The sequence below is a fragment of the Enterococcus sp. DIV0806c genome, from assembly GCF_051710905.1.
GTDB classification, from domain to species: domain Bacteria; phylum Bacillota; class Bacilli; order Lactobacillales; family Enterococcaceae; genus Enterococcus_B; species Enterococcus_B mundtii.
The window spans coordinates 127,136-143,195 of sequence record NZ_JBIOLO010000002.1 but is presented as its reverse complement, the minus strand read 5'-3'; the positions used below and the strand labels follow the sequence as shown (position 1 = coordinate 143,195).

Sequence of the window (16,060 nt, the reverse complement as noted above, 5' to 3'; positions counted from 1 at the left end):
CTTGTCTACGGTTTATTTTGTGGTAATACCGTAGTCATAAAATCCTCGTAATGGGTGTAATTGATCCTGCTCCACAGCGATCGTTGACTCGACGTTTAATTCAAGTAGAGATTGGTCTAAATGTCTTTGGGCATGTCCGATTGATTCAAACTCATACTGTTTTGTGAACGCTTTTCGTCGTAAGACCTGTACACTCTTCTCTACAAGACCTTTTTCATGGCCGCTAAAAGGATTAGTCACCACTGGTTCAAAACGATAATAAAGAGCCCTTTTCACTAACTCGTCATTTAGTTCCTTCTCGTGTCGACCGACAAAGCGCTTCACTACGTTTCGCATATTGTCATAAACCACCGTAGAGTAGAAACCTTGAAGTTGTTCAAAGAAACAAATATGAGCATCCAAAAAAAACTGTTGATTGGCAGATTCATAGAGCTTTCCCCAACGATAACCAGAAGCTGGACAAGAGAATACTGCGAGTGTCAATGTTCTCTTTTGTTGGTTGATCAGATATTTTACTTCGCCAAAATCGAACTCGGTTCGATACCCCAATGGATAAAGTTGCTTGATATAAGCTTCCTTTTTCGCTTGAATCTTTTCTCGAATATACGGGCGTAATGTACTCTGACCGATATCAAAACCTTCTGATACCAACATTTCGTGAATAGCCACAGTTGTCAATCGTTGTTTATGAGGCCCCAGTTGTTTCGCTTTTAATTGATCAAATGCGAGTATTTCTTCGACCCGTCGGTCGATTTCAGGTGTATATTTTCTTGGCTGGCGATTATTTGTTTGATAAGTCGGTGGAGCCGTTAGCTGCTCCTTTTTTATCGGATTGGCAGGATCTTGTTCCAATACTCTTTGTGCTGCTTGATATTGTCGTCAATATCGACCAACAGTTTTTCGATTGAGGCCCAATTCTTTCACAACAGAACGTTGAGAACGGCCGCTTTCTAACAGACGAATGACTGTTAATTTATCCATAAAAGTTATCACTTCAAGACCTCCAATAAGTAAATTGATTCTTTACTTATTGTGAGTTAGTAGTGGCCTCTTTTTCTACTAGCATAAACAGATAGACTATTCTACTAAAAACGCTTGGTTTAACAAACAATAATAGCATTTTTCCAAGGAATTAGGCGTAACTTTCACAGCTGAAACTTCTTTCGATCTAAAACAAAAATTATAGAGAATAACCGACCAATTCATGGATTAAAGACTTACCCATACGATACTTCGTATTGTATGGGTGCTATTTTGCGTACTTATTTCGCTCACTCGATCCTTCAGAAAAGAACATCTAATATATCTGTTAGAAATGAGCGCTATTTATTTAAATTAGCGAAAAGGACTTTTCCTTATGCATAAATTGTCAAGCATTATTTTCATATTCTCTAACATATTCAGTGGGCATTAAATTATTTACGCATACAAGATTATAGACACCTATCGTGTTAAAGATCTTCTAGAGTATAAGTGATTTAAATGTTACTAGAAGCTATTTATAAAGGATCTTTATCGATTAGATAGCCTACACTACCGTTATGTTTATTCCTTGGAGCGACTAACAACTGAAAAATTTATTGTCGATAAATGAACAATAAATGACTCCACATTGAAATTGGCTTATGACACCAGCTGATTGCTACTCTATCAACATAAGTAAAAAGTTGTCCTCTATCTTTTCGAAGTGATAATTACCTTAGAAATGTAGCTTTCTGAGTAATTTCGTAAGATACTCAACTTTCTTAAATTAATATAGAAAAGGAATCAAAAATATCTTTTAAAACCATTATAATAATGTATCGAAAGGAAAGGAAAAAAACAAAATTAAATTTATAAATTTGTGACTAATGGTTATCGCAATTTTTTTCATTTCGGTAACCATATTTATCTAATCCAGGACTTTGTTATCCAAGATCAATCAAGTACAAAAAAATCTATCGAAGCATACAAGTACTTAGATCGTCTTTCGATAAAATTTTCTCAACTTGAAATAATCAATACTGCTTGTCGAAGAGCCTATTTTGTTTGTACTGATGATATAAAAATAACAGGTATTAAGTACTACCTAAAAAAAGTAGTCCTTAATACCTGTTTAATGATATAAAAAGTGTCATCGTAACATACTTATATTAGATATAATCTTCTTGTCTAAATATTTTGATTGTGTTTCCACAGCTTTTCCTACCTTAGCAAATCCCAAAATACATAATGTAAAATTATTTTGAACGTTTATTTTCTTATTTCAATTTATCACGTCATTAATAAAGTTACCTTATTTTTAACAGGTTAAAAATTCTTGCTTAGGTGCAAAACTTCAGTATCTTCTCCAAATTCTTTTTACACGTATCAAATTCTCTCTTGTCTATTAAAAATTAAGCACGTTTTACTGGAAAAGTCATACAATGTGGACCTCCACCAGCTTTTAAAATCTGTTCTAGTGGCAGTTTAATAACTTCTATTCCTTCAGCTTCCATGGCTTTATTAATAGATTTATTATTTTCGATTCCCAGCACTTTCCCATTGCCTATAGCCTGAACGTTACAACCATGCTTAAATACTAATTCACTTGGTATATCGATAATCTTATAATTACGTCGTTTTAACATTTGAATAAAGTTATAAGGTAATTGTTCTGTAGCAGCAATGCATATTTTTTCTGCTATAATGTTAAAAACCATATCTAAATGTAAGTTTTCTGGTGGGATTGGCACACCTACCACAGTATAACCAAATCGTTCTAGTTGTTCTCGTAAGTTATCTACTCCGGCTTGATCTGTTCGATCAACTAAGCCAAATACAAGAGTATGATTATCAATCATCCAAAAATCTCCACCTTCAAAACAACCAGCATTGACACGAGCTATAATTGGAACACCTAATTCTTTTAATTTTGCTTCATATATTTTCGTTTCTTTTTGACGTTCTGGATGACGAAAATTTCCAATAATCGCTCCTTCTTTTACCATAGCACCAAAATCTCGAGCAAATGTCTGTACCTCAAGCTCTTTATGAGCTTGTACTTCATGCACAACTACACCATTATCTCTATACGCATCTAACAACGTTTGCCATTCAGCAACCATAAGTTCATTTTGCTCAACTTCTCCTTTTTCCATCCATGATTTAGTAATCTCATTAATTGGATTGAATACATAGAACTTAGGAGAACATACAATTACTTCTTTTAATACATTGGTTGCATTTCTTACATAAATATCTTTGCTCAATTTCAAATCACTCCTTTAAAATTATTATTCTTTATGAAAATATTGTGATATCTAATAACAAAAGTCCGACGCAAGCTATAAAAAGTATTAAAATATATTTTGCACTTACCTTAATCCATGTACCATAATCTACATGAACAGCTTGTGTACAAGTCATTACAATAATTGAAGTTGGTGCAATCATTTTTACTAAGCCTAATGCAAAATTATAAATAACAATCATAGTAGATTCATTTACTCCCGAAAAAATTGCTAACGGTGCCATTATGGACATTGTTGCTGCTGCTAATCCTGTTGAACTAGGAATAAACATAGCTAATATAATATAAACACCGAAACAAATAATTACAAAAGCTGTTGTAGGTAAACTACCTAAAGTTTTTTCGCAAGCATTTAAAACAGTAGCCATGATATTACTATCTGTCATAAGAACTTCAATTCCCCGAGCTAACGGAACAATAAAAGCTGTTGATACTAGAGCTGCAGATCCTTTAATTAGAATTTTGATAATTTTATCCGCATCGTATCTCATAACAAATCCAGATAGGAAGGTCATGATTATCAACAAACCATTAATTTCATTAAAATACCACTCTCCAAAAGGTACTAAATTATTTCCAAATATTGTACCTACAACTAAATTGTTATTCATCCACTTTGTAGCATTTTCAAAAAAAGTGAAATTTTCATTTAATTCTGTCCATGGAATTAAAGATACTATCATAATTAAGAAAGTTACTAAAAATATATAAAATACTTTCTTTTGTCTTTTGTCTAGAACTTGTATTTTTCCTTCTGTATTCGTAAATTCTTCTAAATCTTGTTTATAACGATAGTATTGTACTGATTTTTCTGGATATTTTTGAACTTTTTTTGCATACTGACAAATTAAAAATGAACATAACGACATTAATATAAAAAAAGAAAATGTTCTAAAAACTATGCCTTCCCCTGGGCTAATTCCCGCAATTCCTGAAGCAATTCCCGTTGAAAATGGGTTAATAATAGATGCTGCACATCCAGCCTGTGTGCCAAAAATAACAATCATTAAAGCAGTAATTGTATCTAATCCCAAAGATAAAATAATTGGTAAAAACATCAATAAATAAACGAATCCTTCTTCATATGCCCCTTGAACTGTACCAAATATCCCCATAATAAAGGTTAAAATTGTAATTAATATAGCAGTTTTATCTTTGTATTTTGTTGCAACACCTTTTAGTGCAATATTTATAGCACCAATTGTATCCATCATTTCTAGAAATGCTCCAAATAGCATTACGTTTAATGAAATAGTAATTGCGCCAGTAATTTCTTCATTTCCGACCATTCCAATAATCGGTGCCATGACAACATCCCATAGACCTTGACGATTAGCTGGAATTCTTGAATAAGTTCCCGCAATATTTTGTCCAGCTTCATTTACTTCATAGCTTCCTCCAGGTATAAACCATGTCAATATTGCTATAATTATTAATATAAAGAAAATAATGACATACGTGTTTGGAGATTTAATATTTTTCTTATCCTTTTCCATCAATTACTACTCCTTTACAACTATAGTCTCCTCTTTGCCTACCAGACATTTAGAAAGAAAATCAATCGATGTAATAAAGCCTAATAAATTTTCTTGGAATTGAACAAAATCAATTATCGTTTCTACTTTAGACAGCAGCGAATGCTGACTAAAGTGTTTTTTATAAAATGACATTAATAGCTTAACGTTTACATTCTGTAATGTATCTTGATTATTTGGTAATTTATATATATGTTAGGGACAGCTGTTAGAATAAGTAAAATATATGTCTCTAGTAATCATGCATTAGCAAGATTTTTATTTATCATATCTGAAATATCTTGATATTAATTAAAATTTTTGATATAGAAACACCAAAAAAGAAAACGTTTACATATTTAAAATTATTTAAAATCCCTTATTCAACAATATCCCTTATTAGTATCTTCTTTAAATATATATAATATTGACCAAAAAAGGTATTTTTTTAATTAAATCACCGATATATTTAATTTGATCAAATATATTAGCAGAATCTGAAATGATAACTATTTGAGTAATAATTATTAGCATCATTTTCTGAATATTTCATTTATAGCATTGCATTACAGAAAGGACTTTGGATATGAATATTTAGCGAGTGATGTTACTTCATAAATACTAAATTAATCATCCTATCTTTCCGGCCACTTCCATGAGTAACAATTAGATGACACCATTCTGCAACTAAATTTGTTAATGATGTAATTATTTTCTTATTCTTCAGCATTATCTCCTAAAATATTTTATAGTAAATCAATTACTATCTTTGCCCTCTATTCACTTAATTACTTAATTACCTTTATTTCTTTTTTCAGTATTCTAAACTTTCTTTATTCTATTTAATTAGCCACAGCAGCCAGAATTGCTTTAATTGAATGCATTCTATTTTCACTCTCATCGAATATAACTGATTGACTACATTCCATTACTTCATCAGTAACTTCTTCTCCACGATGGGCGGGTAAACAATGCATAAAAATAGCATCTGATTTCGCCTTATTCATTGCCTCCATTGTAATTTGATATGGGAGATATGCTTGTTTTAAACGTGCAATTTCTTTCTCTGTTTGTCCCATACTATATTGAGACATTCCATATACAACATCTGCCTCTTTAAGTGCTTCATCAAAATCTTGTGTAAATACAATTTTAGCTCCTGATAGTTTAGCACGTTCTTTGGTTTCTTGCCATATTTGATTATCTGGTTCTAATCCTTGGGGACAAGCTATATACAAATCCATTCCTAATGTGGCACACATAATCATAGTTGTATAGCATACATTATAGAGATTTCCTGAGTAACAGATTTTTAATCCTTCAAATTTCCCTTTTTTTTCTTTAATTGTCATCAAATCTGCAATCCCTTGAGTCGGATGTTCTAATGAGGTTAAGCCATTAATAACAGGATTTTTCATCCAGTTAGCACATTCTTCTACGATTTCATGACCAAAAGTGCGAATAAATAATCCATCAAAGTATCTATCTAAGACACGACAAGTATCTTTTAAAGGTTCTCCCCGAGTCATTTGCATCTCATCGGGGCGCAAATAAACAATTTTAATTCCTAAATCGGCTGCCGCACGTTCTAAAGCATTTCTTGTTCGCGTACTGTTTTTTTCAAATAGTCCTGCCCAAACCTGTCCTTTTAAATATTCATGAGGTTCTTTTGCTGTCCACTTTCTTTTAAAATCCAAAGATAAATCTGTAATAAATTCAATTTCTTCACGCGTCATATCTTTGAATCCAAGATAGTCTTTTCCTTTGAATCTATTTCTCATATTAACAGCTCCTTATCTATTCATACTTACATTTTATTACAGTTATATTAACAATAAAATTGTTCTAAAGTACAAAAGGAAGCAGAAGTTTTTGTACTTTAGAACAATCGGCAATTTATTCAGTTACTAAATGATATATTTGAAATGATATATATATATTCATTAAATTATCAGGGTGTTTTATATCCACATCCAAAATTTGTTCAATTCTTTTTATTCTTGCTCGTAAAGTATTTTTATGGATGAAAAGTTTTTTGCTTGTTCTACTATAAGAAAAACCACAGTAAAAAAATGTTTCCAATGTAGATAATAATTCTGTTCGATTTTTATTATCGGTTTCCTTAAGTGGAAAAATATATGTCTCAAGCATTTTATCTCTGTACAACTGATTAATTTTCCCCTGATCATCAATAAACATTTTTAATATTCCTAATTTACTATATAAAAGATATCTTTTAGAAGGATAGTTAGAAACTAATATATTTATTGACTGTTCTGCTTCCTTATAACCAAGTGATAATCGCCAATAAGGATGACTCTCACTGACACCAATGAAATAATTACTGTGTTGATAAAAATCATCTAACAAATTAACCAACGACTTTAAAAATTCCTCCAGATCGATATTTGTTACTGGCATTAACAAAATCCAATAATTTTTTCTCGAAAAAATGAGAAAACTATCATTAATATATTTTTGATTAATTAAAGAATTTTTAAAATTAATAAAGTAAGCATCTCCTTGGCTAAATGTATAGTTACTCTTGGTTGAAATCTCTTTAATCATTACCACTCGGTAGAAATCCAATACTTTAGTGCCCAATAAATAACTTATTTTTTCTTTTGTACTTTTATTTGCTTCATTAAGTTGTAATAAATCTTCAAAAATTATATTTTGGTAATGACTATTTATCAATTTATAATTCATTTGAAAAGATATTTTTAACCGATATATTAACAGAAAACTTTCTATTTTGGCTAAAAGATCTTCTGATAAGGTTTCTGTGTTTTTATCTTGCTTTAATATCATATAAGATTTTTTTTGAAAAGCTCCTGAAATAGGGATATAAAAAAATTTAAGATTATTTTTTGATAAGTTTTTTCTTTGATCTAAAATACCTATGACATCTTTTCCTTCATATGAAGTTCCAATTTTGTCAAAAACATTGAGAATACTTTTTTGTGTATTATCAATGTAATTTAACCAATTAAATCCTGAAGAATAATCAAGTAATAAAAAATTTTCATCAATAATTGCCACAGGCCAACCTATTAATTCGTAAAAAATTTCACATATATCTTTATGCATGCTCTTATCAGATACCGCTAACAACATCGTTCTATGGAAATGTTCAACATCTGCTAACAGATTACTTTGATTCCTAATTATTAATGATTGAATGGGAGAAATAATATCACTCCAACTATATGAATTTTCTACAAAAATTATTGGTACATTGTAAATAGTACACAATGTTATATACTTTTTCTTAATATAAGATTGATATCTTTTTTTTGTGATAATTACTCTTATTTTTGTTAATACTTCTGTGAGATATTTTTCAGTAAAAAAAATATCGATATATTCCCCTCCTACAACAATAATCTCCCCCTTTTTAATCCAACTATTCATATTATTTGTATCCATAACATTGATTCCGGTCACATTAATATTAATATCTTCTAAATTCATAGTACAATCTGCGGAAGATAATTCCTTTAATTGAATAATCTCTATTGGTTTTACCAATATACATACCTCACTTTGTATAATCATATATTATTTATAAGATAAAACATTTTTAAACAAGAAAAACTAATTTATAAAAAATTCTAAATATAGTTAATAATATCTATTAATAAGTTCAGTGTAGACTACTTAACGCTTTTTGGTCACGTTTTATTAAAAGTGAACTAGCACTTTTATACGCATTGATGCATTTTATCACTTCTGTTTTCGGTTGTGCTTTGAACATAATATGAACATGATCGTTATCATGGTTCCACTCAACTAAAGTGATGTGATACGATTCTGCAATTTGTATAAAAGTTGTTTTAGCAAATTCAGACATTTATCTACAATATTTAGTTAACAGTACACGATGATAATAGAGTAGAAATACTGAATGGTTATTAGTATCTAATTCCATATTCTATTAGCTCATTTCTTGTATCGACTGATTAGAACATAGAACAAAATAAAAAAGAAAATATGCCTGAATTAAGTTAAATGGGAATTGATTATTTGTAGAATAATGTTTTATATATTTTCTCTTGAATTTTCACTAATTAAATTAATTCAAAAAATAAATTGAATAATTTAATATAGTAGCAAATATTACCCATAGATAATAGGGAATCATCAATAGCATAGCTTTACGCCTATTCATCCACAATTGATAGAGTAAAATCGTTAAGAAAATTAAAAGCAGGCTGATATCAATAGCTGCAATAAAACTATTCTTCAAATTAAAGAATAATATCGTCCATAAAAAATTACAAATAAACTGAATCGCAAATAGGAATAATAATCTGCCTTTCATTTTTGTAGAAGGCAGAGTGATTATTAAATACAACGCGCCTCCCATCATAATATATAGAAGGGTCCACATCGGTCCGAATATCCAGCTAGGCGGTGCAAATGGCGGTAACTGTAAAGAATAATAATAGTCTCCTGGATTGCCACTAAAAATACTTGATAAAAAACCTAACCCAACGATCCCTACAAGACATAACCATAAACGACAATCTTTTAAATAATTCATGTTTGAGTAATTCCTTTCTATTATTTAATCACTTTCTATCAACTTTTTTTCATCATCTTATCTTTATTGAGTAGAAACTTCAGCGGTTAAATGATATATATTTCTTTTATCTTATTCACAAAATTAACTTTATTCTCTTCATATCCTTCATTCCTTTCTTTAAGAAAATTATAATATGAATATAAAAGGATAAGTTATTTTTTTCATTAAGTGTTCTTTTTAGAGCATAATCGTATTTTACTCAAAATTTTATTCATTAAATATGAATTATTCTACTAAGTATAAATTATATATATTGATGATTTATGTAAGTTCAAACTTGATCCTTCTAAAAAACTAAAACGAGTTTCCCTGAATTTACTCCTATACTAAGAAAGGAAAGAGAATGATTCTCTTTCCTTTAATTACCAGGAACTGCACTTAATTCCCATGTCAACTTAGTCGAATAACTTGTTGCTTCTGGATTCGTTCCTTTTGGTACATAGAGACCGACACTTTTATCTGCCGTATTTTGATTACCAAAACGATAGATCCATGTTCCTATTCCAGATTCTTCATCTGCTTGTAACAAGATTTTTTTTGTATCTGGTATGATTCTTTGGACAGTTTCTTCTTGTAACGTAGGCGCTGTTCCGCCTTGAGCTGTCACTAGTTCTTGATTGAGTAACTGGATTTCAGAGCCAAGTAATTCATGTCCGCTTTGATTGCTGAATTGTCCGTTCTGAGTAACCGATAACTGCCACCCATTGCGCTCATTGACGGCACGGCGATCACTGATCTGCACAAAGTTTGGACGTTCTTCCGTCTCGTTAACCGTTCCATCTTCATCTAATAATCGTTGCGGTTGTGCGTAATAAGTTTGATCGCTAGCAGATATCTTTTGTGTCTCAAAGTTAAATTGGGACACAAAATCTAGACTCAAACGTCCTTGATCTTCTGGTATCTCAGGCTTATTCTCTGGTTCAACTTCCGTTTCAGGATCTAATGGATCCACAGGGGCCACCACAATTTTTTTCTCTACAATTGTACTAGCGGTATCATTTTTCCCATTTAAAAAAGCATAAGCTGTTACGGTATTCCCAGCAGTAAATCGTCGGTCTTCCGGTAATACATAGCGATAATCTCCATTCTCATCTGCCGTTGTATGATACTTTTCACTTTCAGAAATATCAGGTGAAATAATAGAGCCTGACGGAATCGCTGGATCACCTGAGAAACGGATTACACTATTAGGATTCGCCTTTCCAGTAATCGTATGAGAATTCACTTCATTCGGATCTTCTGTTAACGGATCAATTGTGACTTCGACATCTGGAATTTTTTCAAATAAAATCCGTTGGACATTTTGCGTAGTAAAATATTGTTTAAAACTATCTGTCGTTTCCTGTGAAATCGAAGAAACAGTCTCAATCCGAGGAACTACTCCTGTATAGCGTAGATTTAAATTAAAGATCGGAGTCCATGAGTGATCGGGTATCTCTTCAAAATTCCCTCTTGCCCATTGCTTTACTGATTGGACATCGATATCTAATAGCCCCGTACTTCCAGCGATATTAATCAATCCGTTGGCGGTCGACGTTCCGGCAATCGTTCCAGTTCGTTCTAGATTGACTTCTTGAGCATCAGAAAATTCAAAGGTTGACCCAGCAGAAGCGAAGTACATCAAATTTTGATCATTTGAGGTACTATCACTTTTTATATTCAAGGTGGCATCTTTGCCGATGGATACCGTGGCATTCCCATTAACATGTACAATGTTTGATGGTGAGGCAGCCATTTCAGTGGCAACAATGTTTAATATACTCCCACTTTCTACTAATAGATTACTTCCTGCCGCCATCCAAATAATATTATATAGAGCGCCATTGGCATTCGCCTTCGTTCCTTGAGAATCGATGGTAAGAACACCTTTTTCTTTTATTCTGAGCGATGAGTTGGCAGTACGTAAAGAAATTGCTGATCTTAGATTTTGTGGTACTAAGTTCAGCTTTGCGCCCTCATCTATTTCAACACTACCCCTTTGAACAAGTAAACTTGTCCCATCCGCTTCGCCAGCATTTCCTTTTGATACAGCATTTAAAGATGAATTTTTTTCCATTCTAAAGTTGTTATTGGGGTGTACGACTCCTCCTAAATCTAAATTACCTGCGCTAATTGTTTCTAATTCAACCTCAGCATCTTCAAGTATCGTTAAATTTGAAGCATAGATATTCGTTTGATCTAGTGCATTGATGCGCCACGTACCAAAAGAGGAGGTATACGCTGATACTTGTTTACTACTTGATTTACCTGAGAATTTAATACTACTATAAGGTGAATGAATCAGTTGATTTCCATAGTTTGTAATATTATGGTAAGTGATTTGACTAGCAGTTTGATTCGTCACGTTCAAATCATTGAAAGTCAACGGTCCATAATAGTTTCCGTGGTATATCTCTAAATCTTTTAACGTAATATTCCAAGGAGTTGAAGAATTAGCCGTAATATTGTTAAAACATAAAGTGATTGCGCGAAAATCAATTTGATGACCATTTCCTTCGACTGTTAGATTTCTAGAGATATTAGCTACATTAAGATAGACAAATGCTGTCCCACCATTAGGATTACTCGTTCCACCTGTTGTAATATCCGTTAGATTGAGTCGAGGATTATCTGGTGTTTGGAAATCAGAAACAACATTAATCGTTGTTATTGACGGATCTACAAATGCATGGATAAACTCTTCCCAATTCGCCACATCTTGGACACTCGCTTCTTTTATTGACCGAGCGCTTTCTGTTACTTGTTCTGGATCATTTTGCGAAGTATCTGTGGTTGATGATTTTTCATCACTTGATACACTCGCTTCTTCGACTGTTGATTCTTCGGTCTTCGCTGTTTCTTTTTCTTCCGAGGAAGTTACTTCTTGTTCACTGGGTTGTTGGCTCTCCTTTGCTTGAATGTTAAGCGTCATTTTTGATTCTCCGACAGCTATCTCATATGCTCCTGCTTTTTTTACAACTAGTGGAATGGAAAAGGTCATTTGTGGAGAATTCGTCCGTACTTGCCACTGGTTTCCTTCTATATTAGTGAACTTACTATCAGCAGATTGCTTGTCTTCTACGATACTGACTCCCTCTGGGAGATCCAACACAAACTCGGAAACATCTTGACTGGAACGTACGACTAATTGAAACTGTTTATTTGCTATAGGTGGCTCTTGATTTTCTTCGAATGAAAAAATAGGCGCCTTTGTTTCCGTTGTACTGGCCAGTGGATCCTGCAATTCTGATTCTCTCGATAGTTCCACAGAATTCTCAATGGCAGACACAGGAATACTCGTTGAAATCACTGGGAAAAAGAGCGAAGGAAAACAAAGAAGACTAACACTTGCCACGACCAAGACCTTTTTAATTTTCATCTCGCTGGTCCTCCTTATTTTTAGCTCTTTGCTTCTTAATAAGTAACCAAACAATAATCAACAACAAGAAAAGAATCAGGATGACCGCGGCAACGAGCCACCAATTGAGACTCGTATCAATCGTGACATCTTGCTGATTCAACACTCGGGCTTTATCTGCTTCAATAGTAAATTTCCGTTCCCATTGCCATTCCTCTTCGCCTGAACGTGCCGTCATTTTCAACACGTAGTTGCCACTTCAAAAGCGATCCCCTTCTAAAGAGATTGGAAAGTTGAAATTAGAATTAGGTGCCATTTGCATCTGTTCTTGCTTGACTCGATAGAAAATATCGTTCTCCCCTTCTTTTTGTACCGTTGCTTCTACTTCTAAATGATTGACAAAAGTAGGTGTAAAGTTCTGTAATTTCGCACTGATAACATTGCGATAGTTAAGTTGATCGGCAAAGACATCCAATAAATCTAAATCAGGTTTTACGGCAGAGCGGTCATTACTCACCACCACACCTATGACATAGGCAAATTCATTTTTAATCGCCACACCTTCTCCACTTGTTTCTGTTTCCTGTGGCTTTTCTTTCACCTCTGCGATTCTTAAGCCTCCCGCTAAAAATCCTGAAAATGCTTCTTTAGGCATATTTATCGTGACTTTGACAGTTTTCGTTTCATTTCCGGCCAATTCAATAGGCGCTGGGGGTTCGATCAAATCGGCCAAAGAATAGGCTAAGGTTGGGTCTGCTTTTTCGGCATCTTTGCCATATTCCACCACTCCTTGGACATTGGTAAATGCCGTATGAGCCGTGATTTCAATCGTCTTTGCTTGATCATTGGCGTTTTGAATTTTCAGTGTCAATTCCTCGGTACTTCCAGGCTCACTATTGAGGTCGAAGTAACGGCTGCTTCCTTCTACTTGACTGTCTGGAAACTCTGGTGTGACATAAAAGCTTAAATTTTCTTCTGCAGAAACAAGGATTGGAGAGAACAAAAACGATAATACAATAAGTAATATCCTCACCCATTGAAACCTCCACCTTATTTGATAGTTCGTACTTTTAATCATCAAACACACTCCTTCGATGTTTCATTCAAAAAAGCAGCGCTACATATTATGTAACGCTACTTTAGTCATGTGCAACTTACACCCTAATCCATCATTAGATACATAAATCTATTAGGCTCCTACACCGCTACCTGGTGTAGTCGTTAATTCCCATGTCAATGTTGAGGTATAAGTGGTCGCGTCTTTGGCTGACGCGCCGGGTACAGATAATTGAATGGCATTGTTTGTCACAGTTGCACTTGGATCTGCCTCAACTTGGGCATCTAAGTCTGCTTGATTTCCCCAAACAACAGATGAACGCCCCGCTCCTTTACTTGATTCAGCTGTCATAACTGAAACTGCGCCACTATTAGGCACCAATTTCATATTATTTACATGTGCAGCTGGTGCTAACTCTTGATTGTTCCCCGTGTATTGAATTTGTGGATCCTTTAAAGTAACTTCGGCTCCTCGCAAGATAGCATTTTGCGTATTTCCTGCTTGAAAGTCACTTAGACTGACTTTCAAATCCCAGCCTGCATTACTTCCTCTAGTATCAGAAACTTGTGCAAAGCTGACATAAGGAACTTTATTCTCCTCACCAGTCGTTCCGGCCTTTTGTTGTCTTTCTGCAATCATATTGTATGTTTGATCTTGATTTGAAATCACTTGTGAACCAAAATTCATTGTCGCAACTTTGACAATTGACAAAGGCCCAGTGGTTCCTGGCACTTCTGGTTCAATCTCTACATCCGGTTCATTTTCAGGAGGAACGACAATTTCTGGCTCATCTGTACTGGGTGTAAATTCGATATTTCCGTTGGTTGTTACTTGACGTGTTTCGTCTGCGAAGGCTGTGATTCCTCCAGCAAAAAGTATGGATGACAATGCTGTAATGGTTGCTAATTTAATAAATTTCATGTATTTAAGTCCTACTTTCTTTTATTTGTTTTTTCTTTTTGTGTTGCCAAAACCAAAAAAACAGTGTGACTACGATGATCAGAATGCCCAACATTTTCCAACTACCCATCTGACTCTCATTCGTTTGCGGTAATCTTTTATGCTCGCTCTTTCTCACTTCTAAGGGTGGTTGAGCAATTTCTTTGGGAAAGCTTGATTTAACCTCAACTTCGGGTGCTGGCTCTGGTGTTCCTGGCGTTTCATATACCCCAGTGAAACCTATCGTCCCTTCAGTTTCCACCGAGCGTACTTCTGTCCCATAAACAATTAATGGTGCATAAATTTGAATCAACAATATACCTATACTTAGTATGCATCTTTTTATGTGTTTCATATCCCTCCCCCTATATCCTTAGTTAGATATCTCAAAAATCTTCGTTTTTAAGGAGACAACAAAAAAAGACATCCGATCGCATCAGATGTCTTGAAAAAGTGATTAAATTAGGTTTCCTTATTCATTATATAAATAACGAATTTATGTTATCAAAAACGAAGGTTTTCGAGAAATAAAAGTCAATTCAATACCTATTATATATGAATTTGACTTTTATTATACTATACCAGAAACGTTTTTTAAAATAAAGTTATATATTTATTTAGTCACTAAAAAGATATGCACCATAAGCACTAATTCAATTAGGAAAGATTCCTCTCTAGTTTTAAATAGCGATAAAAAGTTGATTGTTTAATCCCAGTTTTTTTACAAACTTCTGAAACAGGCAATCCTTTAACAAGGTGCAATGAGAGTGATTCTTGAAGAACATCTTGATTGATTTTTGGTCGACCGCCAACCTTTCCTCGTGATCGTGCAGAGTTTAATCCTTCAAGTGTCCGTTCAACAATAATATCTCGTTCAAATTGACTAAAAGCTTGGAAAACAGTGATCATTAATTTCCCCTGAGGAGTTTGAGTATCAAAATTTTCTTTGATACTGATTATTTTAACACCTTTTTTTTCAAAAAAATAAACAAGGTTAATTAAATCTTTTGTGCTACGACCAAACCGTGAGAAGCTCTCAATAACTATTTGATCACCGGACTTTACACGTTTTTTTAGTTTATTTAGTTCAGGACGACTTGCACGGACACCACTAATTTTTTCAGTATAGATTTTTTCACAGCGATAAGTTTCTAATAAATCTAATTGCCGCGAAAGATCTTGCTGTTTAGTTGAAACCCGGGCATAGCCGTAAATTTTTCTAGTCATATAATTCCTCCAATAAGTTTTCTAATAAAAAACTCATAATTACCAATAATATATTTATAGAATAGATATGAGTAGAGACTATTATACAATGACTGAACTATAAAAATTACTAATGTAATAAAAAAAA

The 16,060-nt window shown here is 33.2% G+C and carries 11 protein-coding genes and 2 pseudogenes; all 13 read right to left on the bottom strand.

Going from position 1 to position 16,060, the window contains the following annotated elements; all coding sequences use genetic code 11:
- Positions 1–12: 12 nt before the first annotated feature.
- Entirely contained in the window at positions 13–852 is an 840-nt protein-coding gene (locus IGK77_RS15455; protein ID WP_438713326.1) for a hypothetical protein, read from the bottom strand.
- Positions 853–879: 27 nt separating this feature from the next.
- Positions 880–993, bottom strand: coding sequence for a hypothetical protein (locus IGK77_RS15450; RefSeq protein WP_438713325.1), 114 nt, complete (start codon positions 991–993; stop codon positions 880–882).
- A 1,382-nt stretch (positions 994–2,375) separates the two neighbouring features.
- Entirely contained in the window at positions 2,376–3,230 is an 855-nt protein-coding gene (locus tag IGK77_RS15445; RefSeq protein WP_438713324.1) for a dimethylarginine dimethylaminohydrolase family protein, read from the bottom strand.
- Between the two features lie 31 nt (positions 3,231–3,261).
- On the bottom strand, positions 3,262–4,767 hold the full coding sequence (locus tag IGK77_RS15440; RefSeq protein WP_438713323.1) for a YfcC family protein: 1,506 nt from the start codon (positions 4,765–4,767) through the stop codon (positions 3,262–3,264).
- 860 nt (positions 4,768–5,627) lie between these two features.
- Positions 5,628–6,566 (bottom strand): ornithine carbamoyltransferase, encoded by a 939-nt coding sequence (argF, locus tag IGK77_RS15435; RefSeq protein ID WP_071868018.1) that lies wholly within the window; start codon positions 6,564–6,566, stop codon positions 5,628–5,630.
- A gap of 115 nt (positions 6,567–6,681) precedes the next feature.
- Positions 6,682–8,316: a PucR family transcriptional regulator gene (locus IGK77_RS15430; protein ID WP_438713322.1), complete on the bottom strand. Its 1,635-nt coding sequence runs from the start codon at positions 8,314–8,316 to the stop codon at positions 6,682–6,684.
- Between the two features lie 142 nt (positions 8,317–8,458).
- Positions 8,459–8,716 (bottom strand): annotated as a pseudogene (tnpA, locus tag IGK77_RS15425) (IS200/IS605 family transposase); the annotation flags it as partial.
- 144 nt (positions 8,717–8,860) lie between these two features.
- Positions 8,861–9,331 carry a TspO/MBR family protein gene (locus IGK77_RS15420; protein WP_438713321.1) on the bottom strand — a complete coding sequence of 157 codons (471 nt, stop codon included), beginning with the start codon at positions 9,329–9,331 and terminating at the stop codon, positions 8,861–8,863.
- A 400-nt stretch (positions 9,332–9,731) separates the two neighbouring features.
- Positions 9,732–12,731, bottom strand: coding sequence for a WxL domain-containing protein (locus tag IGK77_RS15415; protein ID WP_438713319.1), 3,000 nt, complete (start codon positions 12,729–12,731; stop codon positions 9,732–9,734).
- A pseudogene (locus IGK77_RS15410) lies at positions 12,721–13,788 on the bottom strand (DUF916 and DUF3324 domain-containing protein). The gene IGK77_RS15415 and the pseudogene IGK77_RS15410 overlap by 11 nt, the downstream one beginning before the upstream one ends.
- Positions 13,789–13,899: 111 nt before the next feature.
- Positions 13,900–14,688: a WxL domain-containing protein gene (locus tag IGK77_RS15405; protein ID WP_438713318.1), complete on the bottom strand. Its 789-nt coding sequence runs from the start codon at positions 14,686–14,688 to the stop codon at positions 13,900–13,902.
- Between the two features lie 4 nt (positions 14,689–14,692).
- Positions 14,693–15,061: an LPXTG cell wall anchor domain-containing protein gene (locus IGK77_RS15400; protein WP_438713317.1), complete on the bottom strand. Its 369-nt coding sequence runs from the start codon at positions 15,059–15,061 to the stop codon at positions 14,693–14,695.
- A 302-nt stretch (positions 15,062–15,363) separates the two neighbouring features.
- Complete coding sequence (locus tag IGK77_RS15395; protein ID WP_438713316.1) at positions 15,364–15,933, bottom strand: recombinase family protein; 570 nt, start codon at positions 15,931–15,933, stop codon at positions 15,364–15,366.
- Positions 15,934–16,060: the final 127 nt, after the last annotated feature.

What these genes read in the sequence shown, in the direction of transcription:
- IGK77_RS15440 (WP_438713323.1), bottom strand. Translation starts at nt 4,767, where the DNA reads ATGGAAAAGGATAAGAAAAATATTAAATCTCCAAACACGTATGTCATT.
- argF (WP_071868018.1), bottom strand. Translation starts at nt 6,566, where the DNA reads ATGAGAAATAGATTCAAAGGAAAAGACTATCTTGGATTCAAAGATATG.
- IGK77_RS15420 (WP_438713321.1), bottom strand. Translation starts at nt 9,331, where the DNA reads ATGAATTATTTAAAAGATTGTCGTTTATGGTTATGTCTTGTAGGGATC.
- IGK77_RS15415 (WP_438713319.1), bottom strand. Translation starts at nt 12,731, where the DNA reads ATGAAAATTAAAAAGGTCTTGGTCGTGGCAAGTGTTAGTCTTCTTTGT.
- IGK77_RS15405 (WP_438713318.1), bottom strand. Translation starts at nt 14,688, where the DNA reads ATGAAATTTATTAAATTAGCAACCATTACAGCATTGTCATCCATACTT.
- IGK77_RS15400 (WP_438713317.1), bottom strand. Translation starts at nt 15,061, where the DNA reads ATGAAACACATAAAAAGATGCATACTAAGTATAGGTATATTGTTGATT.
- IGK77_RS15395 (WP_438713316.1), bottom strand. Translation starts at nt 15,933, where the DNA reads ATGACTAGAAAAATTTACGGCTATGCCCGGGTTTCAACTAAACAGCAA.